This window comes from Streptomyces sp. NPDC053542 (assembly GCF_044544685.1).
Taxonomy (GTDB): Bacteria; Actinomycetota; Actinomycetes; order Streptomycetales; family Streptomycetaceae; genus Streptomyces.
Window position 1 is genome coordinate 532912 of record NZ_JBITXL010000001.1, and the last position, 26302, is coordinate 559213.

At 71.4% G+C, this 26302-nt stretch carries 23 protein-coding genes; 7 read left to right on the forward strand and 16 right to left on the reverse strand.

Going from position 1 to position 26302, the window contains the following annotated elements; all coding sequences use genetic code 11:
- A complete protein-coding gene (locus ACIGXO_RS02395; protein ID WP_399779183.1) occupies positions 1-3132 on the forward strand; it encodes a beta-ketoacyl synthase N-terminal-like domain-containing protein in 3132 nt (1043 codons plus the stop codon).
- 24 nt (positions 3133-3156) lie between these two features.
- The gene (locus ACIGXO_RS02400) at positions 3157-3915 is read left to right on the forward strand and encodes a hypothetical protein (protein WP_399779185.1); all 759 of its coding nucleotides are present in this window, start codon (positions 3157-3159) and stop codon (positions 3913-3915) included.
- On the opposite strand, the gene ACIGXO_RS02405 is transcribed toward ACIGXO_RS02400, so the two are convergent.
- The 11 genes from ACIGXO_RS02405 to leuD (ACIGXO_RS02455) all read right to left on the reverse strand — a co-directional run bounded on the left by ACIGXO_RS02405 (position 3912) and on the right by leuD (ACIGXO_RS02455) (position 14413).
- Positions 3912-4886, reverse strand: a complete 975-nt coding sequence (locus ACIGXO_RS02405; RefSeq protein WP_399779187.1) for an EamA family transporter — start codon at positions 4884-4886, stop codon at positions 3912-3914. The genes ACIGXO_RS02400 and ACIGXO_RS02405 overlap by 4 nt on opposite strands.
- 1 nt (position 4887) lies before the next feature.
- A complete protein-coding gene (locus ACIGXO_RS02410; protein WP_399779189.1) occupies positions 4888-6150 on the reverse strand; it encodes an ATP-grasp domain-containing protein in 1263 nt (420 codons plus the stop codon).
- Positions 6147-7664 carry an FAD/NAD(P)-binding protein gene (locus ACIGXO_RS02415; RefSeq protein ID WP_399779190.1) on the reverse strand — a complete coding sequence of 506 codons (1518 nt, stop codon included), beginning with the start codon at positions 7662-7664 and terminating at the stop codon, positions 6147-6149. The genes ACIGXO_RS02410 and ACIGXO_RS02415 overlap by 4 nt, the downstream gene beginning before the upstream one ends.
- 99 nt (positions 7665-7763) lie before the next feature.
- Complete coding sequence (locus ACIGXO_RS02420) at positions 7764-8525, reverse strand: IclR family transcriptional regulator (RefSeq protein WP_399779192.1); 762 nt, start codon at positions 8523-8525, stop codon at positions 7764-7766.
- Between the two features lie 26 nt (positions 8526-8551).
- Positions 8552-8920: a nuclear transport factor 2 family protein gene (locus ACIGXO_RS02425; protein WP_399779194.1), complete on the reverse strand. Its 369-nt coding sequence runs from the start codon at positions 8918-8920 to the stop codon at positions 8552-8554.
- On the reverse strand, positions 8917-10095 hold the full coding sequence (locus ACIGXO_RS02430) for a LeuA family protein (protein WP_399779196.1): 1179 nt from the start codon (positions 10093-10095) through the stop codon (positions 8917-8919). Before ACIGXO_RS02430 ends, ACIGXO_RS02425 begins: the two co-directional genes overlap by 4 nt.
- Before the next feature lie 266 nt (positions 10096-10361).
- On the reverse strand, positions 10362-10775 hold the full coding sequence (locus ACIGXO_RS02435; protein WP_399779198.1) for a DUF2000 domain-containing protein: 414 nt from the start codon (positions 10773-10775) through the stop codon (positions 10362-10364).
- 164 nt (positions 10776-10939) lie between these two features.
- Positions 10940-11530, reverse strand: coding sequence for a 3-isopropylmalate dehydratase small subunit (gene leuD, locus ACIGXO_RS02440; protein ID WP_399779200.1), 591 nt, complete (start codon positions 11528-11530; stop codon positions 10940-10942).
- Between the two features lie 5 nt (positions 11531-11535).
- On the reverse strand, positions 11536-12966 hold the full coding sequence (gene leuC, locus ACIGXO_RS02445) for a 3-isopropylmalate dehydratase large subunit (protein ID WP_399779202.1): 1431 nt from the start codon (positions 12964-12966) through the stop codon (positions 11536-11538).
- A 163-nt stretch (positions 12967-13129) separates the two neighbouring features.
- Positions 13130-13708: an Lrp/AsnC family transcriptional regulator gene (locus ACIGXO_RS02450; RefSeq protein WP_399779204.1), complete on the reverse strand. Its 579-nt coding sequence runs from the start codon at positions 13706-13708 to the stop codon at positions 13130-13132.
- Positions 13709-13813: 105 nt separating this feature from the next.
- The gene (leuD, locus tag ACIGXO_RS02455) at positions 13814-14413 is read right to left on the reverse strand and encodes a 3-isopropylmalate dehydratase small subunit (RefSeq protein WP_399779206.1); all 600 of its coding nucleotides are present in this window, start codon (positions 14411-14413) and stop codon (positions 13814-13816) included.
- A gap of 308 nt (positions 14414-14721) precedes the next feature.
- Between leuD (ACIGXO_RS02455) and cimA the strand changes: the two genes are divergently transcribed.
- A complete protein-coding gene (gene cimA, locus ACIGXO_RS02460; protein WP_399779208.1) occupies positions 14722-16371 on the forward strand; it encodes a citramalate synthase in 1650 nt (549 codons plus the stop codon).
- On the opposite strand, the gene ACIGXO_RS02465 is transcribed toward cimA, so the two are convergent.
- The 4 genes from ACIGXO_RS02465 to ACIGXO_RS02480 all read right to left on the reverse strand — a co-directional run bounded on the left by ACIGXO_RS02465 (position 16290) and on the right by ACIGXO_RS02480 (position 19647).
- The gene (locus tag ACIGXO_RS02465; protein WP_399779210.1) at positions 16290-17627 is read right to left on the reverse strand and encodes an APC family permease; all 1338 of its coding nucleotides are present in this window, start codon (positions 17625-17627) and stop codon (positions 16290-16292) included. The two genes, cimA and ACIGXO_RS02465, sit on opposite strands and share 82 nt — an antisense overlap.
- A 192-nt stretch (positions 17628-17819) precedes the next feature.
- Entirely contained in the window at positions 17820-18569 is a 750-nt protein-coding gene (locus ACIGXO_RS02470; protein WP_399779212.1) for an SDR family oxidoreductase, read from the reverse strand.
- A gap of 31 nt (positions 18570-18600) precedes the next feature.
- The gene (locus ACIGXO_RS02475; RefSeq protein WP_399779214.1) at positions 18601-19026 is read right to left on the reverse strand and encodes a cupin domain-containing protein; all 426 of its coding nucleotides are present in this window, start codon (positions 19024-19026) and stop codon (positions 18601-18603) included.
- Between the two features lie 138 nt (positions 19027-19164).
- A complete protein-coding gene (locus ACIGXO_RS02480; RefSeq protein ID WP_399779216.1) occupies positions 19165-19647 on the reverse strand; it encodes a DedA family protein in 483 nt (160 codons plus the stop codon).
- A 214-nt stretch (positions 19648-19861) separates the two neighbouring features.
- Here ACIGXO_RS02480 and ACIGXO_RS02485 point away from each other — a divergent pair, with 214 nt between their 5' ends.
- From ACIGXO_RS02485 to ACIGXO_RS02500, 4 genes are all read left to right on the forward strand, one after another.
- Complete coding sequence (locus ACIGXO_RS02485; protein ID WP_399779959.1) at positions 19862-20611, forward strand: IclR family transcriptional regulator; 750 nt, start codon at positions 19862-19864, stop codon at positions 20609-20611.
- Positions 20612-20755: 144 nt separating this feature from the next.
- Complete coding sequence (locus tag ACIGXO_RS02490) at positions 20756-22816, forward strand: FAD-dependent oxidoreductase (protein ID WP_399779218.1); 2061 nt, start codon at positions 20756-20758, stop codon at positions 22814-22816.
- Between the two features lie 20 nt (positions 22817-22836).
- The gene (locus ACIGXO_RS02495) at positions 22837-24093 is read left to right on the forward strand and encodes an SRPBCC family protein (RefSeq protein WP_399779220.1); all 1257 of its coding nucleotides are present in this window, start codon (positions 22837-22839) and stop codon (positions 24091-24093) included.
- Complete coding sequence (locus ACIGXO_RS02500; protein WP_399779222.1) at positions 24090-25118, forward strand: 2Fe-2S iron-sulfur cluster-binding protein; 1029 nt, start codon at positions 24090-24092, stop codon at positions 25116-25118. The genes ACIGXO_RS02495 and ACIGXO_RS02500 overlap by 4 nt, the downstream gene beginning before the upstream one ends.
- Here ACIGXO_RS02500 and rutA read toward each other — a convergent pair.
- On the reverse strand, positions 25101-26192 hold the full coding sequence (rutA, locus tag ACIGXO_RS02505; RefSeq protein WP_399779224.1) for a pyrimidine utilization protein A: 1092 nt from the start codon (positions 26190-26192) through the stop codon (positions 25101-25103). The genes ACIGXO_RS02500 and rutA overlap by 18 nt on opposite strands.
- Positions 26193-26302 lie beyond the last annotated feature (110 nt).

The following is a 26302-nucleotide window of genomic DNA, read 5'->3' on the forward strand; positions in this document are numbered from 1 at the left end:
GTGGCGCACCGCACCGAGCAGGAGCTGCTGCGGCACGTCCGTACGGCCGTCGAGGACGTCCTCGGGCGGCCGGCGGATGCGGCCACGCCCTTCTTCGAGCTGGGGCTGACCTCGCTGGCGCTGGTACGGGTGCGGCTGCGCCTGGAACGTGATCTCGGCCGGCCGCTCACCGACACCGATCTCTTCGAGCACCCGAGCGCGGCAGCGCTGGCCGCCCATCTGGCGGCGACCGGCGGCGGATCCGGGGACGCCCCGGCGCAGGAGGGCACCGACGGGCCGCCGGGAGAGGACGACGACCGGCGGATCGCGATCGTCGGCATGGCCGCGCGGTTCCCCGGCGCCGCCGATGTCGATCAGTTCTGGGAGAATCTGCGCGCCGGGGTGTGCAGCGTGCGCGCCTTCGCGCCGGACGCGGGAGCGCCGGCCGGGCCGGACCATGTGCCGGTGGCGGGCGTGCTGGACGACGCGGACCGCTTTGACGCCGGGTTTTTCGGGATGAGCGCGCGCGAGGCGGAACTGACCGATCCCGCGCACCGGTTGTTCCTGGAGTGCTGCCAGCGGGCGCTGGAACACGGTGGGTACGCGGATACCGTGTCCGACGGCGACGGTGGTCGCCGCATCGGTGTCTACGCGGGCGGCGGCATGAACCTCTACGGCCCGCGCCTGCCGTACTTCGCCCGGCACGGCTCGGGCACCGGCACCGGCGGCATCGCCGCGGAGATGCAGCGCCTGATCGGCGGCCAGCAGGACTTCCTGGCGACCCGGGTCGCCTACCGGCTCGGCCTCACCGGCGCCGCGATCGGCGTCCAGACGGCCTGCTCGACCTCGCTGGTGGCCGTCCATCTGGCCGCCCAGTCCCTGCTGTCCGGCGAGAACGACCTGGCGCTGGCCGGGGCCGCGGCCGTGCATCTGCCGCAGGAGGCCGGGTACGCCTACCAGCCCGACTTCATCCTGTCGCCGAGCGGCGTCTGCCGGGCGTTCGACGCCGCCTCGGACGGCACGGTCGGCGGCAACGGGGTCGCCGTCGTGCTGCTGAAGCGCCTGGACCGGGCGCTGGCGGACGGCGACGAGATCCATGCCGTGCTCCTCGGCTCGGCGGTGAACAACGACGGCGACGCCAAGGCGGGGTTCACCGCGCCGGGCGTACGGGGCCACACCGAGGCGGTACGGCAGGCACTGGCCCGCGCCCGGGTCGCGCCCGGGTCGGTGGGATACGTGGAGGCCCACGGCACCGGCACCGAACTGGGCGACCCGGTCGAGTTCGCCGCCCTGGCCCGCGCGTACGAGGCGCCCGGGGACGGTGCCGACCGGCCCCGGCAGCGCTGCCTGCTGGGCTCGGTGAAGCCGAGCGTGGGGCACCTGGACACCTGCGCGGGGATGGCCGGGCTGATCAAGACGGTACTCATGCTCCGGCACCGGACGTTCGTGCCGACGGTCAACGCGACCCGGCCCAGCCCCCGGCTGCCGTGGGCCGAGAGCCCGTTCCGCCTGGCCACCGAGACCCGCGAGTGGACGGCCGAGGAGGGCGCGCCGCGGCGTGCGGGGGTCAGCGCGCTCGGGTTCGGCGGCACCAACGCCCATGTCGTCCTGGAGGAGCCGCCCGCCCGGCCGCCCGCCCCGCAGCCGCCGCCCGCCGCGCCGGTACCGGTACCGCTCAGCGCCCGCGATCCGGAGTCCCTGCGCGAGCTGGCGGCCGCGCTCCGCGACCACCTCACACGGCATCCCGGCATCCCTGCCCCGGACGTCCTGTTCACCCTGGCGCGCGGCCGGACGCACCACGCGCACCGGACCGTGGCGTACGGCCGGACGGCGGCCGAACTGGCCGAATCGCTGGGTGACTTCCTGCGCGACTCCGACAGCGGCGACCGGCGTGCGGCCGGCCCCCCGGGGCCGCCGGCCTTCGCCTTCTCCGGGCAGGGCACCTCACTCGTCGGCGCGGCCCGTGGTCTCTATGCCGAACTCCCCGTCGTCCGCGAGGTGCTGGACACCTGTGAGGAGATCCACCGGCGGACGGAGCGCGGCAGCCTGCTCGATGTGCTGCTGGCGGACGGGACCGAGGGCGCCCCTTCGCGGCCGGAGGTGGCCCAGCCGGCCCTGTTCGCGCTTCAGTTGGCGCAGGCTCGTTGGTGGCGGTCGGTGGGCGTGGAGCCGTCGTACGCCATCGGTCACAGCCTGGGTGAGATCGCTGCGCTCTGCGAGGCCGGCGCCTTCTCACCGGCGGACGGGCTCCGGTTCGTCATCGCCCGGGGGCGCATCATGAGTGGCGAGGCGGTGGCCGGCGGGATGCTCGCCGTGGCCGCCGACGCGGCGACCGTACGGCGCGTCGGGGACGCGGCGGGTGTCGATGTCGCCGCGGTCAACGGCCCGCGGTCCCAGGTGCTCTCCGGCGCGCCGGACCGGATCGAGGCCGCGGAACGCCTGCTGGCCGCCGAGGACATCGCGTACCGGCGGCTGGCCGTCGACCGGGCCTTCCACTCCGCGCTGCTCGACCCGGTCGCGGACGAGCTGCGGGAGGCCGCCGAGAAGGTGCGCTTCACGGCGCTGCGGATTCCGTGCGCCGACACCGCCGGGGGCACGGTGCTGGAGGCGGGGACCGTGCTGGACGCCGGATTTCTGGTCCGCCAGGCCCGCCGTCCGGTGCTCTTCCACGAAGCGCTGACGGCCCTCCGTACGGCCGGCTGCGCGGACTTCCTGGAGATCGGGCCCGGGGACGTGCTCACCGGGATGGGCCGCGCCGCCCTGCCGGACAGCCGCTGGACCGCGAGCCGGGCCCGCGGCACCGACCCGGCACTGGCACTGTGGCCCGCCCTCGCCGCGCTGTACGAGCAGGGCACGGACCTGGACTGGGCGAGCATCGCGCCGCGCGGACGGCGGATCCCGCTGCCGGGCCATCCGTTCCGCCGCGACCGGTACGAGGTTCCTGCTCTGCCGGGGACGGCCGCCGGGCCGTCCGCCCGTCCGGAGAAGGCCGCGGAAACCAGTACGGCGCCGCCTCGCGCCGGGTCGCCGGAGTCCGGTGCGGCCGTTCGCCAGCTCGATCTCATGGGCCGCATGTTCGACGACATGTCGGACCTCATGACCGCACAGCTCCGCTCACTGCCCGGCGTCCGCGGGGCGTCCGGCACACGGTGAGCGGCTGAGGAAGGGACAGCACCGATGCACCACCACGACGAGCCGCTGCTGCTCGTACTCGACTATCCCGGTTACCGCCCGGAGGCCCGGTTCGCCGACCTCCGGCTGGCCGAGCACGGCGTACGGACCCACGATCTGCTGCGCCGTCCGCTGCCCCGGGTCACGAACGGCGCGGAGTACGCGGCGCGAGCACTGCTGGCCCACCCGGCGCCCGCGGGCCCGGTGACCGCGATCGCCGCCTACTGCGCCTCGGCCCCGCTGGCGTTCGAACTCGCCCGGAAGATCGCGTCCGAGGGCGGGGCCGTGCCCCGGCTCGTCCTCGTCGACGCCGAACCCGGCACGCTCGCGCCGGTCCTGGACAGCTACCGCGACGCGCTCGCGCAGCTGGGTGTCCACCCGGCCGAGGAGGAGATCCGCGAGCGGGCCGACCCCGACCGCCTCGCCGGCGATCCGCGGGGATTCGTCGACGCGCTCGTGAACGACCTCGAACGGCGGGCCGCGGACGCGCTGCGCGCGCTGGGCAGCGGCCCGGCCGAGGCCGTCGAGAGCGCGGCGCACATGGCGGGTGCGTACGCCGACTGGCTCAGCCACCTGGTCGCCGCGCACCACTCCCGGGTCTCCCCCTGGGACGACGAGGTCCTGCACATCGACTCCGCCGGCGGCTCCGGCCGCCATTTCGCGCACGGAGCCACCGGCGCACGAGCGGTACGGATCGACTGCGACCGCAAGGACCTGCTGCGGAGCGAGGAGACACGCGACGCGGTGCTGTCCGCGGTGCGTTAGCCGAGGGCCCGCGCGGACTCCGGCTCGGGTTCCGCGCGGGACCGTGTCCCCGCGCTGTCGCCCGCACGGCCGTCCTTCGCCGGCTCCGCACGGGACAGCCGCGCGTACCAGAGGGCGACCGCCATCAGCGCGCAGATCAGCGCGAACGACAGTCCGTCGAAGCCACCGTGAAAGGCGGTCTCGGCGAGATAGGTGACGCCGGGCAGCGTGGTCAGCAGCACCATCGCGACCATCGGGTCGGCGCCCTGGAGCCCGCGCTGCAGCAGGAACAGCGGCACGGTGACCGCCAGGACACCGGTGACCAGCAGCGCCGGCCAGTCCGCCGACCGCACAGCACCGGTCCCGCCCACGACGAGGAGCAGCGCGCCGCCGCAGAGGAAGGTGAGGTGGAAGCGGTGCGCGGTGGCGTGCACGGGGTCGATGCCCCGGCGCCCCAACTTCGCGGAGACCAGGGCGAGTACGGACGCGCCGATACCCGCGACGAGCACCAGCCCGATCCCCACCGCCGATCCGGCCGACCGCATCCCGCCGTCCCCCGTGAAGCTCCAGGCGATGGCTCCGCCGAGCAGCACCAGCAGGCCCGCCGCCGCCCAGCCCGCGGCGGTGGCGCGCCGGCCGATCCCGGCGAGCCCGAGCAGCGCGAGGACGGCGGGGCCGATGGCGGTCTCGATGCCGGTGGCGAGCGCGGAGGGGATCCAGCTCAGCGCGGCGTAGAAGCTGAGGAAGGTGACGGCCGTGACCACGTTCATGGCCAGGAGCAGCCGCCCGGCCCCCGGCGGGGCGGCGACGGGCGCGCCGCCCCGCCCCGCACGGAGGCGCCGGACCAGCAGCACCGCGTTGAAGACCACGGCGGCAGCGCCGAATCCCGCGCAGGACAGCGCGAGGCTGTCCGTGGATCCGAGCCGGCCGGAGACGAATCCGTACACCCCGGACTGCAGCAGCACCGAGGCCATGATGCAGAGGACGGGCATATCAGCTCCCGCTCTCCGCTGCCGGGGGCGCGGCACGCTCGTCCTCGATGCGGTACAGCTCGCCCGCGTCCTCGATCTCGTGCAGCACGTCGAGGCTGTGCTGAAGCAGTTCGGCGTCCTCGTGGACGAAGAAGGCGACGCCGCAGCCGCCGGTGGTCAGCTGTCCGTCCCGGACCGGCTCGCCGACCGCCGGTATCCGGGCGACGCTGTGGAATCCGGGGAGCCGGCGGACCCGGCGCAGCCCGTCCAGCGCCCGCACCGTGCCGGCGCGGTGTGCCCGCAGATAGACCTTGGCCAGCGACCGCCCCGGCCCGTACGGCAGGTCGAAGCGGTTCGCGAACTCCTCGGGCCGCAGCAGGCTTTCGGCCAGCAGATGGGGGCTGCTGTATCCGTACGCGACGTGGTAGGCGTCGGCGGAGAGGTACGGCCCCATGAGCCGGGAGTTGACCTCCACCAGGCGCGGGCCGTCCGCGGTGAGGATCACTTCGGTGTGCGCGGCGCCCTCGCGGACGCCCAGCGCGTCCAGGCAGCGCATGACGTACGCGACGAGCTCGGCCTCGGCCTCGTCGAGCGTGCGGCGGGAGACGATGTGCCGCAGGACGGGCGCGCCCTGCTCGCGGTCGATCCGCTCGGCGTAGATCTCGGCGAGCAGATGGCGGCCCGCCATGCTCACCGTGTTGACGATGTACTGGGGCCCTTCGAGGAACTGCTGGACGAGTACGCCGTCGTTGACCTCGCCCATGAGGTTGCGCCGGCCGCTGTTGGCGCGGAAGGCGTCGATGGCCTGGCCGGCGTCGGCACAGATGTGGCAGCCGTCGCTGCCCGCGCTGTTGAACGGCTTGACGACCACGGGGAAGGTGCCCCAGCGGTCCAGCACGGTGCGCAGCTCGTCCTCGCTGCGCACGGCTTCGGTGCCGGCGTGCGGCACGCCGGCGTCGGCCAGCGCGCGGGCCATCCAGTACTTGTCGCGGCGGGCGGCGCGCAGCTCGTGACGGTGGTGCGGCACCCCGAGGGCCTCGGCGAGCTCATCGGCGAGGGTGACGCCGAACTCGCTGCCCGCGAGCACGGTGGTGACGCCCATCGCGCGCAGCCGCCCCGCGGTCGTGTCGAGCCCGGTGTGCACCACGGTCTTGACCGCGGCGCCGCCGGACGGTGCGGCGGGCGCCCGGTCCTCCGTGTAGACGTGCAGGAATTCGGCGCCCTCCTCCAGCAGGGCTTCGGTCAGCTGCGCTCCGCTGGAGACGGGGTTGACTAGCGCGATCACAGGGCCGTCCTTTCGGCGAGCGGCTCGGTTGTTCCGGGGCTGTACTGCCCGAGTTGGTCGGCGACGACGGCCGCGTGCTGGGCGGCGGCCCGCAGGTAGTTGACGATGGGGAAGCGCGAGCCGGCGCCGGCGCCCAGCGCCCAGATGCGTTCGGCGGGGCCGTCGGGGCTCAGCCGTATCCGCAGGTTTTCGAGGACCTCCGGCCGTGGCCCGGCGTCGCCCGCGGCACCGTCCGCTTCCCCGCCTCCGATGCGTACGCCGGTGGCGGTGGTCGTCAGCGGCGCGACCCGGTATCCGGAGGCGCACACGATGTGGTCGAAGGTCTCGGTCGTGCCGTCCGGCCAGCGCACCGACCAGCCGGCCTCGCCCGGCTCCAGTCGTTCGGGGTAGCGCGGGGCGACGCGGAGTCTGCCGTCGGCGAGCCAGCCGTCCAGAAGGGTGGCGTTGCGCAGGGGGAAGGCCGATATGTAACGGGACATCAGGGCGCGGTAGCGCGGCAGCACACGGGCACGGACATCGGCGCGCCAGCGGGACACCTGGGCGTTGATGGTGTCGATGAGCTCCGCCATCACGTCCTCCCAGGGGATGCGGCCGGCCGCGGCTCGGTGCCGTTCCTCGCGCAGCAGGGGCGCGGGCCGCCCCGAGAGCCGGGGCCGGGCGACCCGGGCGCCCGGCGCTCCGGCGCGGATGGCGGAGAGCAGCTCGCGGGCGACGGTGCGGTCCAGCGCCGCCTCGTCCGCGGGCCCTTCCGGGGTGCCGCTCGCGGCGAGGGCCGCCCATACGTCCTGGCGCAGCCGCGGGGTGGCCGGGCGGACGAGGCGGTTGCGGACGGCCGGCAGCATGCCCGAGGGGGAGGTCATGACCGTACGCCGGTTGCCGGTCCTGCAGAGGGTCACCGCCGCGTCGATCGCGGAGAGCTTGGTGCCCAGGACCAGCACGCGGGCGTCGGCGGGCAGCCGGCGCAGCTTGTGCGAGGGGTACGGGGTGGCCATCAGCCGGGGGTGTCCGGCGTACGGGCGGAGCTCCGGCGGCAGGACGGGGTTGTCCGCGCCCGCGCAGAACAGGATGTCGGTACCGGTCACCGAGCCGCCGCCGGCGAGCGCCACCTTGTACACCGTGCCGTCCGCGTCCGGGTCCCGGTCGATGGCCACCGCGCGGTCGCGGATGTGGGTGACGCGGGTGCCTGCCCGGCGGGCGGTGTCGGAGTACTGCCAGAAGCGCTCGCGGCAGTACTGGCCGACGAGGTAGCGGGGGGCGAAGTCGGCGCGGTGCGCCGGGTGGCCGCGGGACGCGAGGTAGTCGAGGAAGTCCGAGCGCCCGTCGGCCTTCAGGGCCGTCACGTCCACGGAGGTGTTGCACAGCAGGGCCGGGTCGGTGGTGCCGAAAGCGGTACCCAGGCCGATGGGTCCGGGTGCCACGAAGGTGACACGTTCCACCCCGGAGCTGCCCGCCAGATGCGCGAAGGCGCTCACGGCGGTGGCGCCGCCTCCGATGATGACAATTTGCTTGCTCACAGTGATGCCTCACCGGGGAGTAGTTCAGTTCATGGGAACGCCGGTACGGGAAGGGGCGCCCGGCCGGGTGGTGCCGGGCGCCCCAGAGATCGCGGCCGGTCAGGCCGCGACGGCGTGGCGGCGCGGCAGCGCCCGCTGGATACCGGCCGTGGCGGCGATCAGCATCTCTCTCCAGTGCCCGATGGCGGAGCCCTCGGGGGTGGAGAGGCCGATCGCGGCCACGGCGACGCCCTCGTCACAGACGGCCATGGCGACCGTCTGCCGGCCGGGGCGTCCGGTGTCGTTGAGCACCGCACAGCCGTGCCGGCGGATCAGTGGCAGGCGGTTGCGTACGGACGCGTCGGCCCGCAGCGCCTCGTCGGTCCGCGGCGCTCCGCCGGCCCGTCCCGTTTCGCCGTCCGCGCCGCGGTGGGCCAGCAGCGCCAGCCCGCAGGCGGACTCGGTCAGCGGCCTGCGCAGTCCCCGCAGGTCCGCCGAGCGGGTGCCCTCGCGGGGCCCGAGGTGTTCCACGCACACCGCGTCGTCGCCGTCCGCGACGACCAGCTGTACCTCTTCGCGCGACAGCTCCGAGAGGGACAGCAGGGCCGGCAGGGCCGCCTCCCGCAGTCCCGTACGGCTGGGCGTCAGCGACCCGAGCTCCCAGATGCGCAGCCCGATCCGGTAACGCCCGTCCTGATCGCGGTCCAGCGCGCCCCAGGATTCGAGTTCACCGATGAGCCGGTGTGCCGTGGCCAGTGGGAGTCCGGTGCGCCTGGAGAGGTCGGAGAGCGACAGGCCGCTGTACACCCTGTCGAATGCTCCGAGAATCGCCAGCGCCCGGCTCGTCACCGATACGCCCACGGCTTTGGCATTGCCTGCCACAGTTCCCCCATCGTTCGGTAACGGTCTCACACCAGCGGCGCGTAGAAGAACGTTTCCCGCCGGCCGAAGCGACCGTCCGATTCGAGCGTGAAGAAGTCGGCGAATTCCACGGAGACCTGCCGGCCGTCCTTGAGTTCGCCGGAGAAACTTCCGGAGACCGCGACCCGGGGCAGCTGTTCGGTGATGGTGTGCACGGTGTGGCTGCCCTTCCGGATCACCCGCTCTCCCCGGTAGAACGCCTCCAGGTCGGCCCGGCCCTTCATCGCGTCATATCCGGGCCGCCGGTAGACGGCTTCTTCGGAGAAGAGGCCCAGAAGGCCGTCCACATCGTTGGCGTCGACCCGTTCGTAGTAGCTGCGGACCAGTTCTTCCGCCTTGCTCGGCACTGGACTCACCGGGCCTTCCGCGGCCAGTCGGCCAGCTCGCGCTCGAGGCGGTCGCGCACCACCGAAAGGTCCTCGCAGTCGCTGCCCGGACGTTCGGCGATATGCGTCTCGTAGAGCTGTTCCAGCTGCTTCTCATCGACCTCGACGCCGATCTGGTCGAGCAGATGGCGCAGTACCGCACGGCCGGAGTGCCGGCCGATCAGAATCGTGGTCTCCCGGCCGAATACGCCGGGCCGTACGTATTCGTACGTCTCGGGGTTGCGCAGCAGGCCCTGCTGGTGGATACCGGCGGTGGTACCGAAGGCGTAGGCCCCGACGATGGGCTTGTTGCGCGGCTCCTCCAGCTTGATGATCTCGCGGAGCCTGGTGTACGCGTCGTGAATGCCGGCCAGGTCGATATCGCTGTGCACGCCGTAGTAATCGCTCTTGTAGGCAAGGACGGCGGCGAGCTGCTCCAGCGGGGTGTTGCCGGCCCGCTCGCCGATTCCGCCGAGCGTCACCTGGATCTCGTCGGCGCCCGCTTCCATACCCGCCAGCGCGTTGCCCAGCGAGAGGCCGAAGTCGTCGTGGCAATGGGTGGAAATACGGACGCCGGGCACCCATTCGCGGAACTTCGCGATGAGCTCACCGTACTGCCCGGGGACCAGGGCACCGACGGTGTCGGGGACGACGATGCAGCTCGCGCCGGCCTCGACGACCGCTTCGGAAACGTTGCGCAGGTGCTCGTCCGCGCCGCGGGTGGCGTCCTCGATGGCCACCGCGACCTCTTCGACGCCGAAGGACTTGGCGAACTCGACGACGTCGACGATCTCCTCGACGGCTTCCTTGCGCGTGATGCCGCGCTTGTACTCGAGGTGGATGTCGCTGCCCACGGTCACCGTCTCCACCTGGTGGTTGGCGGTGCCGCCGGCCTCGACGGCCGCCTCCACGTCGCCGCGTACGGCACGGCAGAAGGTAACGAACTGAGCGTTCGTGACGCTCTTGGAGATGAGCCGGGTCGCTTCGAAGTCACGGGGCGACGCGGCCGGGAAGCCGGCCTCCACCCGGTCCACGCCCAGGGCCTCGATCCGCAGCGCGATATCGAGCTTCTCCTCGGGCGTCATGGCGTTGCCGGGTGCCTGCTCCCCGTCCCGAAGCGTCGTATCGAAGACCGATATACGTCGCGTTCCCTTGTCAACTGACACAGAGCCCCCAGCGTTTGGTGAGTATCAACATGCGAGATGCGGGGCGAAGGCCGAGAAGGTGAGCCCCACGGCCCAGAAACTAACAATGGCGGGCGGCCGGAACCAGCGATGCCGAATCTGTTCCATGCCTGGCCCCATTCCACCGTTCACTCATTCGCTCTGAGCGCGTGGTGACACCGTCGTGGCGAACATCAGGGAGCGGAACGCCGCGCACGCCGCACGGTAACCAGAACGGAGCTGTCTCACCATACGAGAAGATTGGGAGTTCAACGATAAAGCGGAAGCTGCCCGGTGAGGGAATCAATGGCCGGCCGCGGACCGTGCAGCATCACGCCCAAATACCGCAGGTCTTCGGGCTTGGTACCGCCGAGAGTGGCCAGATAGGCGTCGTAGGTACGCGACTTCTGCGCGACCTCGCTCATATCGGCGACCAGCACACCATCGAGCGCCGCGGCGTCCGCGTACAGCTCCTGGAGACGTTCGGCGGACGCCTTGAGCACCGGCACGGGAAGCGTACTCATCCCCAGATGCCGGTGCCCGGAGGCGTCCGGTCCGTCCTCACCCACCAGATCCGGGGCCCGATTTCCGATGCTGATCCCCAGCAGTGCGGCGGTATTGAGCGCGACGCCGACCGGAAGTTCTTCCGCGATGACGACAACGGCCTTGGTGGGCATGGACATTGACTGCTACCTCTTTGCTCTGCGTCGTGACATACCGCCTGGTTTGCGGCGGTCGCAGATCGAGGTTAATTCGACCGGACCGCATGGATACGGCCCGGTGAATGTCGTTCGTTTTCCACCGGCCGGGCACAGGGTCGGCGGATATCGTGCGGATCAGGCAGGAACTACAGAACGACGTTCGGCTTGAAGGGCAGCCTGTTCGCTTCGTAGGCGGCGATGGAGTCTTCCTCCCGGAGGGTGAGGCTGATGTCGTCCAGCCCCTCCAGCAGCCGCCAACGGGCGTTCTCGTCCAGCTCGAATGCGGCCTTGATGCCCTCGGCGCGCACCTCGCGGCCCACCAGGTCGACGGTCACCTCGGCGGTGGGGTCGGCCTCGGCCAGCTGCTGCAGTGCCTCCACGGTCTCCTGCGGCAGCACGACCGTCAGCAGGCCGTTCTTGAGGGAGTTACCGCGGAAGATGTCGGCGAAACGCGAGGAGATGACGGCCTTGAAGCCGTAGTTCTGCAGCGCCCAGACGGCGTGCTCACGGGAGGAGCCGGTGCCGAAGTCGGGGCCGGCGACCAGGACGGTGGCGCCCCGGTACGCCTCCTGGTTCAGCACGAAGTCGCTCTGCTTGCGCCATGCCTCGAAGAGGCCGTCCTCGAAGCCGTCCCGGGTGACCTTCTTCAGCCAGTGGGCGGGGATGATCTGGTCGGTGTCGACGTTGCTGCGGCGCAGCGGGACGGCCCGGCCGGTGTGGGTGGTGAAAGCTTCCATCGTTCTCAGACTCCAGCGGGCTGCGGGGCGGCGGCGTCGGACAGGTCGGCGGGCGAGGCCAGGTGGCCGAGAACCGCCGTTGCGGCGGCGACCTGCGGGGAGACCAGGTGGGTGCGGCCGCCCTTGCCCTGCCGGCCCTCGAAGTTGCGGTTGGAGGTGGAGGCGGAGCGCTCGCCGGGGGCCAGCTGGTCGGGGTTCATGCCCAGGCACATCGAGCAGCCCGCGTGCCGCCATTCGGCGCCCGCCGCGGTGAAGACCTTGTCCAGACCCTCCTCCACCGCCTGCAGGGCAACGCGCACCGAGCCGGGGACGATCATCATGCGCACGCCGTCGGCGACCTTACGGCCGTCCATGACGCTCGCGACCGCCCGCAGGTCCTCGATCCGCCCGTTGGTGCACGAGCCCACGAAGACGGTGTCGATCTTTACGTCCCGCAGCCGCTGACCGGCCGTGAGGTCCATGTACTCCAGGGCCTTCTCCGCGGCGAAGCGCTCGGTGGGGTCCTGGAACGACGCGGGGTCGGGGACGTTCTCGGACAGCGGCGCGCCCTGGCCGGGGTTGGTGCCCCAGGTGACGAACGGCGCCAGCTCGGAGGCGTTGATGACCACCTCGTGGTCGAAGACCGCGTCCTCGTCCGTGCGCAGCGTCTTCCAGTACTCCACCGCCGCGTCCCAGTCGGCGCCCTTGGGGGCGTGGTCGCGGCCCTTGAGGTAGTCGAAGGTGGTCTGGTCGGGGGCGATCATGCCCGCGCGGGCGCCGGCCTCGATGGACATGTTGCAGATGGTCATCCGGGCCTCCATCGAGAGCTTCTCGATGGCCGAGCCGCGGTACTCGATGACGTAGCCCTGGCCGCCGCCGGTGCCGATCTTCGCGATGATGGCGAGGATCAGGTCCTTGGCGGTGACCCCCTCGGGCAGCTCGCCCTCGACCGTGATGGCCATGGTCTTGAACGGGGAGAGCGGCAGCGTCTGGGTGGCCAGCACGTGCTCGACCTGGCTGGTGCCGATGCCGAAGGCCAGCGCGCCGAACGCGCCGTGGGTGGAGGTGTGGGAGTCACCGCAGACCACGGTGGTGCCCGGCTGGGTCAGCCCCAACTGCGGGCCCACCACGTGCACGACACCCTGCTCGACATCGCCCAGCGGGTGCAGCCGCACCCCGAACTCCGCGGCGTTCTTGCGCAGCGTCTCCAGCTGGGTGCGCGAGACCGGGTCGGCGATCGGCTTGTCGATGTCCAGGGTGGGGGTGTTGTGGTCCTCGGTGGCGATGGTCAGATCCGTCCGCCGCACCCGGCGGCCCGCCTTGCGCAGACCGTCGAACGCCTGCGGGCTGGTCACCTCGTGCAGCAGATGCAGATCGATGAAAAGGAGGTCGGGCTCGCCTTCCGCGCGCCGGACGACGTGGTCGTCCCAGACCTTCTCCGCGAGTGTCCGTCCCATCACTGTCCTCCACCTGGAAATATCTCAAGAGATCTGACGACGTATCGGTTCGAATCCGAATGAATCGCAAATGAACGCGTTTTGCAGTCGCCACGGTAGGGCGCGATCCGGGAATCCCGGTCGCGCTCTACCGGCCAGTGGAAGTCCGGCTCCGGACCGTCGGTCAGTCCCCGGCTCGCTCGCCCCGGTCCTGCCGGTCGGCCCGCTCGCTCCGGTCGGCCCGGTCGCCCTGCCCGACCGGCTTCACCGCGCCACGTCGCCGCTGGGGGTCCCGTGTCTGCGGGACGACCGGTTCGATGAGCCGGTTCTGCAGATGCTCGTACACGATGGAGGTACGGACGTCGGCCACCTCCCGGCGCTCGGTGAGCCGGTCGATGACGAAGTCGTACAGCCGCTCCGTGCTGGGCACGGCCATGTGCAGCAGGAAATCCTCGTTCCCGGTGGTGACGAAGAGCCCCACCACCTCGGGGAAGGTGCGCACCCACTCGCGGAAGGACTCCAGCACCCGCCGGGACGGCGGCCGGATCCGCACGGAGATCAGCGCCTGCACCGGCCGCCCGATCGCCGAGAAGTTCACATTCGCCGTGAATCCTTCGACGACTCCGCGGCGCCGCAGGGAGCGCAGTCGCTCCAGGGACGTCGAGGGGGCCACCCCGACGCTGGCCGCCAGTTCCCGGTTGGTCTGCCGGGCATCGGTCTGAATCGAGCGCAGGATGGCGATATCCAGTTCGTCCAGATCCACGCGTACCTCTCCCCCGGCAGACCGATACGGCCTCTTGCGCCTTCGTGCCGCCACTTTTCCATGATCATCCAACAGGGCGGCAGCGGGCGCAAGTGAGGGCCCGCGCTAGTGCGCCGGGACCGTCGTGGTCGGCTTCCAGCGCGCACGGGTGCTTTCGTACGCGGTGATGTCCGGGTCGAACGCCAGTGTGGCGGCGATGAAGTCCAGCCCCTGGAGGAGTCGTTGGCGGACGGTCTCCTCCACCGGGAAGGACGCCTCCACCCCGCCGCCGTGCACCACGCACCGCTCCAGGTCCACGGTGACGGGCAGCGTCGGGTCCGCCTCCACCGCGTCCCAGAGCGCCTCGACAGTACGCTGCGGGACCTGCACCGGCAGCAGTCCGCAGGTGAGCGCGTTGCCGCGGAAGATGTCGCTGAACGAGGGGGCGACCACGGCCCGGAAGCCGTGGTCCTGCAGCGCCCATACGGCGTGTTCCCGGGACGAGCCGATGCCGAAGTGCGGGCCGGCGACGAGAATCGTGGCGCCCTGGTACTCGGGGCGGTCGAGGATGTAGTCGGGCTCGTCGCGCCAGTTGCCGAAGAGCGCGTCGGCGTATCCGGTGCGGGTGACGCGCTTGCAGAACCGGCCCGGGATGATCTGGTCCGTGTCGATCTCGCTCCGGCGCAGTGGTACCGCGGTGCCCCGATGGACGCTGAACTCCGTCACGAAATCTCTCCTCCTGGCCGTGCAGCCTGCCCGGCACGGGCAGCTCGCGCGGAACTCTACTGTCCGGCCGCCGCCGCGCCGCCGGGTCTTCCACTGAGCCGAAGACCCTCCCGCGCACCGGGCCACCGGGCCCGGGCACGCCCGGCCGACCCGCGAAGGCCCGGACGGGAACGGCAAGTTGTCTTGCGCCCAGTGGAAGGGCGGCGTTCGCCCGCGGCCCCGTTACGACACGCTGCCCGACAGACACAGTGACCACACGCTGACACACAGCGAGTGCACAAACTCCCGAGACCGCGGTAGGTACGCCCATGACTGCGCTTCGTCCCGCTGCTCCCCGAAACGGCTGCCAGATCCTCGACACGACGCTGCTCGACGGTGCGCGGCACGACGACATCGACCTGACCGTCGCGGACCGGCTGACCATCGCCCGGCACCTGGACGGCTTCGGGGTGGGGCTGATCGCGGGCGGCCGGCCCGGGGCCGACCCACGGGACCGGGAGTTCTTCGCCCGAGCCCGCCAGGAACTCGACATGCAGCACGCCCAGTTGGTGGCGTACGGCGAGCCCGCCCCAGTAGGCACGGCCCCCGGTCGGGACCCGCGGACACGGGCGCTGCTGGACTCGGCGGCCCCCGTGATCACCCTGACCGCCGACGCCGACCCCCGCCACCCGACGGCCCCGGGCACCGCCCCGGACGAACGACTGACGGCGCTCACCCGGACCGTGGGGTACCTGCGCGACGCGGGCCGCCGCGTCTTCGTCGAGTACGGACACTTCTTCGACGGCCACCGCGCCGAGCCCGGCCGCGCCACCGAGGCGGTCCGCGCCGCCGCGCGGGCCGGCGCCGAGGTCGTCGTCCTGCGCGACAGCAACGGCGGGTCGCTGCCCGGCCACATCACCGCGGTGGTACGCGAGGTCCTCGCCGAGACCGGTGCCCGGCTGGGCGTCCACGCGCAGAACGACGCCGAGTGCGCGGTCGCGGGCACCCTCGCCGCCGTGGCCGCGGGCGCCACGCACGTCCAGTGCACCGCCAACGGCTACGGCGACCGGGCCGGACACGCCGACCTCTTCGCCGTCGTCGCCACGCTGCAGCTCAAGTACGGCATCCCCGTGCTCCCGGAGGGCGGGCTGCGCGAGCTGACCCGCGTCTCCCGCGCCATCGCCGAGACCGTACGGCTGGCCCCCGCCACCCACCAGCCGTACGTGGGCACTTCCGCGTTCGCGCACAAGGCCGGGCTGCACGCCTCCGCCATCAAGGTCGACCCCGACCTGTACCAGCACATCGACCCCGAAAAGGTCGGCAACACCATGCGGATGCTGGTCTCCGACATGGCCGGCCGCGCCTCCGTCGAACTCAAGGCCAGGGAGCTCGGCATCGAGGTCGGCGGCGACCGCGAGGCGGTCGGCAGGATCATCGCGCAGATCAAGGAACGCGAACGGCGCGGCTACACGTACGAGTCCGCCGACGCGTCCTTCGAGCTGCTGCTGCGCCAGGAGCTGACGGGCGTCCGCGAGTTCTTCACCGTGGAGTCCTGGCGCTGCATCTCCGAGCAGTACGGTGCGGCCGCAGCGCCCGACGAGGCCACCGTCAAGCTCCGGGTCAAGGACGACCGGGCCATCGCCACGGCCGAGGGCAGCGGCCCGGCCGACGCCCTCGCCGCCGCCCTGCGCGACGCCCTGGAACCGTACTACCCGGGCGTGTCCCGGCTGCGGCTGCACGACTGCGACGTGCGACTGCCGGGCCGCGGGAGCGGCGGCGCCGGGGAGCCGGCGACCGTCCTGGTCACCCTGGCCGACGAACACGGCGCGTGGACGACGGTCGGCGTGCACCCGGACCTGGTCAGCGCGTCCTTCCGGGCGCTGCACGAGGGGTACGTCTACGGGCTGCTGCGCTCCGAGGAGTTCCTGACCGGCGTCCGGTCCGGGCCGGCCGTGCCCCGGCCGCGCAGCGCACGGTAGGCGACGGCGCCGCCCGCCAGGCCGGCCGGCAGCAGGAGATAGAGTCCGCAGAATCCGAGGACGACGGCGATCACCACGCTGCCGATGATCGCCGAGGTGCGCAGGGCGCTGCCGCGCGGCAGCAGCACGACCGCGGCGACCACCCCGGCCATGGTGACGGCCGTCAGACACGCCGAGGTCGCGCGCAGCAGCGTGTCCAGGGTGATGACGTTCACCGCGGCGGCCAGGGTGATGGCCATGCCCGTGACGGTGATGACCACGAGGCTGCGGCGCGGCACCGTACCGGCCTCACTCGTGTCGGACACCAGGGTGCGCGGCAGCGCCCCGTCGCGGCCCAGCGCCGCGCCCAGCCGGGCGCCGCCCGCGAGGTACGCGTTGACCGCGCCGAAGGTGAGGAACAGTCCCACCGCGGCGGCCACCATACGGGCGGGCGAGCCGATGCCCGCCTCCAGGACGAGGGTGAGCGGCGTCGTGGTCCGGCCGGCGCCGCCGCCCAGCACGCCGATGGTGACGACCGCCAGCCCGATGTAGAGGCTGGAGACGATGCCCCAGGACAGCAGGGTGACCTTCGGCAGATCGCGCCGGGGCGCGGCGAACTCCGCCGAGAGGTGGCTGATCGCCTCCCAGCCGGCGAACGCGAAGAACAGCACGCTCGCGGCGCTGCCGACCGAGGTCCAGCCCTGCGGCAGGAAGGGGCGGAAGTTGTCGGCCTGCACGTGCCCGGCCGCCACGGTAATGGTGACCAGCAGCAGTACGGCCAGCAGCCCGACCATCAGCAGCTGCACCCGGCCGGACATCTGCAGTCCGGCGAGGTTGGCCAGCGCCGCCGCGACGAGCACCAGCAGCGCGATCATCGGTGCGGCGCCGGGTCCCCAGCCCGCCGCCAGGGCCACGTACTCGCCGCCTATCAGCGCTCCGGAGGACACGCCGATCGGCACGCCCCAGTAGAACCACCAGCCCACCGGCGCGGACGCGGCGGCGCCGAACGCCCGGTGGACGTAGGTGGCCACGCCCCCGCCGTCCGGGTAGCGGCCGCCCAGCGCCGCGAACGACAGGGCGACCGGCAGGCTCAGGATCACCAGCCCCACCCAGGCCACCAGCGACGCCGGGCCGGCCGCCGCCGCGGCCGACGAGGGCAGGGTCAGCACGCCCGGCCCCAGGATCGCCCCCACGCACAGCGCCGTGCCGGCCCGGACTCCCAGCCGGTGTCTCGGCCGCGCCACCTCCCGGGTCTCCGGCTGCCGCACCTTCTCCATGAACTCTCTCCGTTCACCGTGCTTGCGTTCGACTGTGTCCGCCGAACGTAAGGCGATGAACGGAAAGATGTCGGGACCGGTGAACGGCATTCGAAACGGACCGCCGAACGTCGATCACCGATGAACTTGATTCGGCGATCCCGGAATTCCGCGGGCGCAATGCAGGCAGCCCGCCGGCCTCGCTCGCCCCGCTCAGGAGGAGCGGCGCAGCCAGTCCTCGAAGCGGGTGCCGGCCAGGCGGGCGCGTCCCTCGTCGGGGACGAGGCTGCGCTCCGCCGGCTCGGAACCGAAGTAACGGGCGTGCGGATCGGAGACAACCGTACGCGGGTCGTGCCATGCACGCAGCGCTTCCGCGATGAGCTCGTCGAAGCGGAACACTTCGGGCCCGGCGACCTCGATGGTGCCCTTCAGCGGACCCTCCACAACGGCCCCGGCCACCGCTTCGGCGACGTCGTCGGCCGCCATGGGCTGGAAGAGCACGGGCGGCACGCGCACGGTGTCGCCTTCGGTGGCGGTGTCGGCGATGCCCTTGACGAACTCGAAGAACTGCGTGGCGCGGACGATCGAGTAAGGGACCGGCCCCTGTTTGATCAGTTGCTCCTGGGCCACCTTCGCCCGGAAGTAGCCGTTGTCGGGCAGGTCGTCGATGCCGACGATCGACAGCGCCAGGTGGTGCGCCACGCCCGCCGTCTGCTCGGCGGCCAGCAGAGTGCGGGTGGAGGTGGTGAAGAAGTCCAGTACGGCCGAGGGCTCGAAGGACGGCGAGTTGGTCACGTCCACGACCGCATCAGCGCCGTCCAGTACGGCGGCGAGGCCCTCGCCGGTGAGGGTGTTGACGCCCGTACTGGGCGCGGCGGGCACCGCCTCGTGCCCACGGTCGTTCAGCTTGCCGACCACTTTGCGGCCGATGAGGCCGGTGCCTCCGATGACCACGATCTTCACGTCGGATACTCCTCGCCTCGACGGCACGGCGTCACGATGCCGGCCGGGGTGCGCGCAGGTGCGCGCGCTGCTTCAGTTCGTCGTCGTCGACCAGGACGAGCATGGGCTGCCCCGGCACGCAGAGCATGGTGACGAGGAACCGCAGGCGCGTCTCGGTGCTGCCGTTGCCGTCCTGGTAGTGGATGACGTCCCCGCCGGGCTCCCAGAACGTTTCCCCGGCGCGGACGATCCGCTCCGGCTCGCCCTCCAGCTCGAAACGCATCTCGCCCTCCAGCACGTAGCCGAAGGCCGGTCCGGGGTGGCGGTGCGGCGGAGTGCCCGGGTCGCCGGGCGGGAATTCGATCCGTACGGTCATCACGTGCGCGCCCTCCGGAATGGCGGGCGGGGTGACTTCCTGCAGCACGGTGAGCGCGTTCTTCCACGCCTCCGAACGCGGCTGCTCGCCGGTTTCGGGCATAGCGGACTTTCCTCCTGCAGTGCCGGTGGGTGAGGCGTCGCGCACAGTGAGATGACACCGACGCCTCGCGGGCAGCCCGAGGGGCGTCCCATTCTTCAGAGCCCCCACACGCTCGGTGAGCTCTGATCCGGACACGTTTCAGGAATCTTCGGCCGCGGCTTCCCGGGGCGCCGATGCGGCGCTTCTCCTCCGGTACACCACCACTCCGCACACCGCGAGGAGCAGGACGGCGACCGCGGTCACACCGAGCGCCGTCCGCTCGGCGAAGAGCCTCGCCAGCATTTCGAGCGCGCCGATCCCGACGGTCGCGTAGACCAGCGCCCAGCCCGCTCCGCCCACGAACAGCGCGGGGAGGTAGCGCGGCAGGGGCATGCGCATGCTCCCCGCGAGGAAGTTGGCAGCGGTCTGGAAGCCGACGGTGAGGAAGGAGACGGCCACCACCGGCGCGCCCCACCGCTGGATCGCCCGTTCGGCGCGCTGGAACTTCGCCGAGGAGATCCGCTTGGCGAGCCTGCCGCGCCGGGCACCGGCGCCGGCGAGCCACCCGACGGCGAACGTCCCACCGGCCCGCAGCAGCACGATGACGTACAGACCGGCGGCCGTGAGCGCGACCTTATCCACGACGCCTCGCCCTCGGCGCCGCGCGTACGAGCCTGGTCTCCATGCCTCACCTGCGGTCTGCTGCTGCCGGTTCCGTCCCTGCGAGGTTAACCGAGCCCCGGGTGCGGGGCGCCGCTGGCCTCGCGCTGTCGCGCCTCGTCACGCCCGGTGGCCGGCGAGGCCGCTCGGATAGGCTTCCGTCATGAGCAGCAAGGGTCGGGCGCGCGACACGTCGGTGCAGTCGGTGGATCGAGCGGTCTCGATTCTTCAAGTACTGGCGGTACAAGGCCCGTCCGGCGTCACCGACATCGCGGAGGCCCTGGAGGTCCACAAGTCGACCGTGTTCCGGCTGCTCGCCACCCTGGAGGCCCGGGGCCTCGTCGAGCAGGACAGCGAACGCGGGCGGTACCGCATCGGTTACACCGTGGTCGAGCTCGCGGGCGGGGCGACCAAAGGCAACGACCTGTCGCTGCTGAGCCGCCCCATCTGCCAGGAGCTCGCCGCGGCCGTCGGCGAGACGGTGAATCTGGCGGTGCACGACGGGCAGGCGGTCATCAGCATCGACCAGGTGATCAGCAGCGCGGCCATCACCAGCATCGACTGGGTCGGCAAGCGCACGCCCCTACACGCGACCTCGGCGGGCAAGGTCTTCCTGGCGCACATGCCCCAGGAGGAGGCCGCCGGGATCCTCGCGCAGCCACTGGAGAAGTTCACCCCGCACACGATCACGGACCCGGCGCTCCTCAAGGAGCAGCTGCAGACCGTCCGCGAGCTGGGGTACGCCGCCACGAGCGAGGAGCACGAGATCGGGCTGGCCGCCCTCTCGGCCCCCGTCAGGTCCCTGAACGGGCAAGTGATTGCCGCCGTATCCCTCTCCGGTCCGACCTTCCGCATCAACGACCACACGATTCCGCACCTCGCCGAGCAGCTCATCGCGGCCGGCAACAAGATCTCGTGGCGTAAGGGCTATCTCAGGCGCGGCTGAACCACGGCTCGGCGGGGCTTGACGACGGGGACACTCAGGCCGCACATTTGTCTCGCATAGCGTATCTGTTTCGCATTGCGAAACGCATTGAAGTGTCATGAGCAGCCTTCGGCAGTCAGCCACAGAGCTTCCCCAGGAGCGGTTGTGCGCGCACAGACCATGACCATGGACCCCCTGCTCCAGCCCTTCCGGCTGAAGCACCTCACCCTGCGCAACCGGGTGGTCAGCACCTCCCACGAGCCGGCGTTCGGGGAGGGCGGCCTGCCCAAGGACCGCTACCGGGCCTACCACCTCGAGAAGGCGCGCGGCGGCGTCGGCCTGACGATGATCGGCGGCTCCGCGGTCGTCTCCCCGGACAGCCCGCCCTCGTTCGGCAATCTGCTGCTGTACCGGGACGAGATCGTGCCGTGGCTGCGCAGGCTCGCCGACGACGTGCACGGCGCGGGCGCGGCCGTCATGTGCCAGGTCACCCATCTCGGGCGGCGTACCAGCAACTACTCCGGCGACTGGCTGCCGGTGGTGGCCGCCTCACCACTGCGCGAGCCCGCGCACCGGGCTTTCCCCAAGGCCGCGGAGCCCTGGGATCTTGACCGCATCGTCGCCGACTACGCCGCCGCGGCACAGCGCTGCCGGGCAGGCGGCCTGGACGGCATCGAGCTGCAGTCCTACGGCCACTTCCTCGACGGCTTCCTGTCCCCCGCGACGAACCACCGCGACGACGAGCTCGGCGGCAGCCTGGAACACCGGATGGCCTTCCCCCGCCGGGTGATCCGCGCCGTACGCGAGGCCGTCGGCCCGGACTTCGTCGTCGGTATCCGCATGGCGCTCGACGAGGCCCTGCCCGGCGGCCTGACGGTCGACGAGGCGCTGGCCGCGGCGGAGCAATTCACCGCCGACGGCATCGACTTCATCAGCGCCATCCGCGGCACCATCGAAAGCGACGCCTCCCTGGCGAAGACGATCCCGTCCATGGGCACGCCGTCCGCGCCGTATCTGGAGTTCACCGGCGAGGTCAAACGACGCCTGGACATCCCGGTGATGCACGCCGCCCGCATCGCGGACGTGGCCACCGCGCGGTATGCCGTGCGTGAAGGGCTGCTGGACCTCGTCGGCATGACCCGGGCCCAGATCGCCGACCCCCATCTGGTGGCCAAGATCGCGTCCGGCCAGGAGGACCGCATCCGGCCCTGCGTCGGCGCGAGTTACTGCCTGGACGCGATCTACGACTCCGGGGACACCAAATGCCTCCACAACCCGGCCACCGGACGCGAACTCCAACTACCGCACACCATCACCCCGACCACCGGCCGCCGCAGGAAGGCAGTGATCGTCGGGGCCGGACCGGCCGGCCTGGAAGCCGCCCGCGTCCTGGGCGAACGCGGCCATGAGGTCGTACTGTTCGAGGCGAGCGACGAGCCCGGCGGCCAGGTGCGGCTCGCCGCACAGAACCCCCGCCGCCGCGACCTGCTCGGCATCGTCGACTGGCGGGTCACCGAGTGCAAACACCTCGGCATCGACCTGCGCCTCGGGGCGTACGCCGAGGCCAGGGACGTACTCGCGGAAAACCCCGACCTCGTCCTCATCGCCACCGGAGGCATGCCCAACCGCTCCTTCCTCACCGAGGGCGAGGACCTGGTCGCCGACACCTGGGACGTGATGTCCGGCTCCCTGCGGCCCCGCAGCACCGGCGACGTACTGGTCTACGACGACCACGGCGGCTACCCGGCGATGGACGCCGTGGAACTGTTGGCCCCGTCCGGCGCCCGGCTGCACTACGTCACACCGGAACGCACGCTGGCACCGGACGTCGGCAGCATGAACTCCCCGGCGTACCTGAAAACCTTCGCCCAGCACGGCGTGACCACCACCCTCGCCCAGCGGCTGCGCTCCGTGCGCCGCACCGGGGACGGACGCCTCGCCGCGACCCTCTACAGCGAGTACACCGAGACCGGGACCGAGCAGGTCGTCGACCATGTCGTGGTCGAGCACGGCACGCTCCCCAACGACGAGCTGTACACCGACCTGCTGCGCGGCTCCCGCAACCACGGCGAGGTCGACCACCGCGCCCTGCTGGCGCACGAGGAACAGTCGGTCGTACGCAACGACGCGGGCCGGTACCAGCTGTTCCGCATCGGTGACGCGGTCACCAGTCGCAACATCCACGCCGCCGTGTACGACGCCCTGCGGCTCTGCCTGCCCCTCTGACGAGCTATGGGAGAGACGAGATGAACGCACCAGCTTCCGTCACGAGCCCCGCCGACCTCGTCGCCCGGCGCACCGCCGGCCACAGTCTCGAAGCCCCCTTCTACCTCAGCGAGGAGTTCTTCGGCCTCGACATCGCAGCCGTCTTCGCCCGCAGCTGGATCTTCGCCGCCGCGGAGGCCGAACTCCCCGAGCCCGGCGACTATGTGACCGTCACCGTCGGACCGTACTCCGTCATCCTCGTCCGCGACGACGACGAGGAAGTACGGGCCTTCCACAACGTCTGCCGGCACCGGGGCGCGCGCATCCTCAATGGGGAACGCGGCTCCGTGGGCAACATCGTCTGCGGCTACCACCACTGGACGTACGGCGTGGACGGCACACTCCTGCACGCCGAGTCGCAAGCCCCCGGCTTCGACCCCTCGTGCTTCGGCCTCAAAACCGTCCACGTACGCACCATCGCCGGCCTGGTCTTCCTCAGCCTCGCCGCCCAGCCGCCCGCCGACTTCGACGAGGTCGCCCGGCGCGTCGAGCCCTACATCGCACCGCACGACCTGCGGCAGGCGAAGGTCGCGACCCAGATCGACCTCGTCGAGCACGCCAACTGGAAGCTCACGATGGAGAACAACCGGGAGTGTTACCACTGCACCGGCCACCCCGAGCTCCAGCGCTGCTACTTCCCCCTCTACAACTTCACGGAGGAGAACGTCCCGCCGGCGCTCCGCCCGACCTACGAACGCTTCGTGCGGGCCGAAGCGGAAGCACACGCGACCTACGAGTCGCTGGGCCTGCCCTACGCCACGATCGAGGAACTGGACAACCGCCCCACCGGCTTCCGCATCCAGCGCGAACCGCTCGACCTGGCCGGTGAGTCCTTCACCGCGGACGGCAAGGCGGCGGTCAAGCGGCTGCTGGCCGACTTCCCCACGGCCCGCCTCGGCCGCCTCGGATTCCATCTGCAGCCCAACGCCTGGTTCCACTTCGCGGCGGACCACGCCGTCACCTTCGCCGTCATCCCGCTCGCGCCGGACCGCACCCTCGTCCGCACCACCTGGCTGGTGCACGCCGACGCCGTGGAGGGCGTCGACTACGACCTCGACACCCTGACGCACGTATGGGCCGCCACGAACGAACAGGACGCGGCCTTCGTCGCCCGCGCCCACCAGGGCATCAGCAGCCCCGCATACGCCCCCGGCCCCTACAGCCCGACCGAATCCCAGGTCGAGGACTTCATCAACTGGTACATCGGCCGACTGAAGGCACATCTGGAGGAGCGATGACGACAGCGGCCATGACCACCGGGAGCCCGCCGCCTGCCTGGAGCGACGGTCTGCTGGTGTGCAAGCAGGTCCACGACGTCACCGCCGACGTCCGGACCTTCGTCTTCGAACCCACCGAACCCCGGCTGTTCCGGCACGACCCCGGCCAGTTCCTCACCCTCCTCCTCGACATCGACGGCCGCCCCGTCGAGCGCTGCTACACCCTCTCCTCCCCGCCGACCCGCCCCGACCTCGCGGCGATCACGGTGAAACGCGTCCCGGCCGGCCTGGTCTCCCACTGGCTCCACGACCACCTGACCCCGGGTACCACCGTGCGGGCACGGGGCCCGCTCGGCCAGTTCTCCCTCGCCCGGCACCCGGCGCCGAAGTACCTCTTCCTCTCCGCGGGCAGCGGCGTGACACCCATGATGTCGATGACCCGGACGCTGTACGACCTGGCCCACCCCGTCGATGTGGCGTTCCTCCACAGCGCCCGCAGCTTCGACGACATCATCTTCCGCCGCGAACTCGACTTCATCGCGGCCACGGCTCCGCACATTCGCGTGGTCCATGTCCTCGACGACCGCGGCGAGCAGTTGAATACGGAGCTGCTCCGGGAGACCGCCCCGGACTTCCTCGAACGCGAGGTCTTCACCTGCGGCCCCGCCGGCTACATGGAAGCGGTGCGGCGGATGCTCTCCACGGCGGGCTTCGACATGGCCCGGTACCACGAGGAGAGCTTCACCTTCGACGCGCCGGCCGTCCCCGAACACCACACCGGGCCGGGTTACAAAGTCGAGTTCACCCGCAGCGGGCGCACGATCGACTGCGACCCGGGCACCCCGATCCTCGCCGCCGCGTCCCGCGCGGGCCTCACCCTGCCGGCCTCGTGCGCCCAGGGCATGTGCGGCACCTGCAAAACCACACTGCTCGCGGGCTCGGTCGACATGCAACACAACGGTGGCATCCGCCCTCGCGAAATCGCGAACAACAAAATTCTGCTCTGCTGCGCGAAACCGCTGGACCACCTAGTGATTGACGCGTGACGCGGATTTCCCCGACCGCGACTTCATCAGCGGCTGGATGCGCGTGCCGAAGTGGTCGATTCCTTCGAGGAAGTCGTCGAAGACCAGCATGATGCCCTTGGTGCCGGGCACCTCGGCGATCTCGTCCAGCATCTTCGCGACGGTCTCGTACGAGCCGACGAGCGTGCCCATGTTGAAGTTCACGGCGCCTTCGGGCAACGAGATGGTCCGGGCGGTGGCGGACTCGTCGTCCGTCGCGTCCGCGGCCGTCTCCCCCGCCATGTACGCCAGCGCGGCGAGATCGGCGTGGTCGTGGTAGTCCTGCCACTTCGCGCGGGCGGCCTCGTCGGTCTCGTCGGCGATGATCATGAAGAGCGGCAGCGCCCCGACATCGCGCCCCGTCGTCCGCGCCGCGTCCACGAGCGCGGCGGTGGTGTCCGAGAGCGCGAGCGGGGTGTTGACGCCGCTGCCCAGGATGAAGTTGTAGTCGGCGTGCTCGGCGGCGAAGCGCATGCCGGTACTGCTCTGACCGGCGGCGACGATGTCGATGTGGCCGTTCTCCGGTCGTGGGGACAGCGCGCAGCCGTCCATCTCGTAGAACTCGCCCTTGAAGTCGCTGACGCCCTCGCTCCACAGCTCCTTCATCACACTGACGTACTCGGCGGCCCGTGCGTACCGGTTGCCGAAATGCTCGTCGCCGGGCCACAGGCCCATCTGCGTGTACTCACCCGGCGCCCAGCCGGTGACGATGTTGACCCCGAACCGCCCGGGAGCGATGGAGTCGACCGTGACGGCCATGCGCGCGACGATCGCCGGGGGCAGGGCGAGGATCGGCGTGGAGGCGTACAGCTTGATCCGCTCGGTCACGGCGGCCAGACCGGCCATCAGCGTGAACGATTCGAGGCAGTGGTCCCAGAACTCCGTCTCCCCGCCGAAGCCCTTGAGTTTGATCATCGACAGGGCGAAGTCGAGTCCGTGCTCCTCGGCCTTCCGCACCACTGCCTTGTTCAGCTCGAACGTCGGCATGTACTGCGGCGAGCTCTTCGATATCAGCCAGCCGTTGTTGCCGATGGGGATGAAGACGCCGATGTCCATGCCGCTCCTTCACGAGTTGGGGGGTCGGGCAGGGGTTTCCCTTTCATGATCGCAGAGTCGCGCTCCCGGTCACCCGCTTCGGGTGATGCGGCTCCGCGGGAGTGGCGGGC

Excerpts from the sequence above, each read along its gene's own strand:
- ACIGXO_RS02435 (WP_399779198.1), bottom strand. The coding sequence starts at position 10,775 with ATGTCCATGCCCACCAAGGCCGTTGTCGTCATCGCGGAAGAACTTCCG.
- leuD (WP_399779200.1), bottom strand. The coding sequence starts at position 11,530 with ATGGAAGCTTTCACCACCCACACCGGCCGGGCCGTCCCGCTGCGCCGC.
- leuC (WP_399779202.1), bottom strand. The coding sequence starts at position 12,966 with ATGGGACGGACACTCGCGGAGAAGGTCTGGGACGACCACGTCGTCCGG.
- ACIGXO_RS02400 (WP_399779185.1), top strand. The coding sequence starts at position 3,157 with ATGCACCACCACGACGAGCCGCTGCTGCTCGTACTCGACTATCCCGGT.
- ACIGXO_RS02405 (WP_399779187.1), bottom strand. The coding sequence starts at position 4,886 with ATGCCCGTCCTCTGCATCATGGCCTCGGTGCTGCTGCAGTCCGGGGTG.
- ACIGXO_RS02495 (WP_399779220.1), top strand. The coding sequence starts at position 22,837 with ATGAACGCACCAGCTTCCGTCACGAGCCCCGCCGACCTCGTCGCCCGG.
- ACIGXO_RS02475 (WP_399779214.1), bottom strand. The coding sequence starts at position 19,026 with ATGCCCGAAACCGGCGAGCAGCCGCGTTCGGAGGCGTGGAAGAACGCG.
- rutA (WP_399779224.1), bottom strand. The coding sequence starts at position 26,192 with ATGGACATCGGCGTCTTCATCCCCATCGGCAACAACGGCTGGCTGATA.
- ACIGXO_RS02465 (WP_399779210.1), bottom strand. The coding sequence starts at position 17,627 with ATGGAGAAGGTGCGGCAGCCGGAGACCCGGGAGGTGGCGCGGCCGAGA.
- ACIGXO_RS02500 (WP_399779222.1), top strand. The coding sequence starts at position 24,090 with ATGACGACAGCGGCCATGACCACCGGGAGCCCGCCGCCTGCCTGGAGC.
- cimA (WP_399779208.1), top strand. The coding sequence starts at position 14,722 with ATGACTGCGCTTCGTCCCGCTGCTCCCCGAAACGGCTGCCAGATCCTC.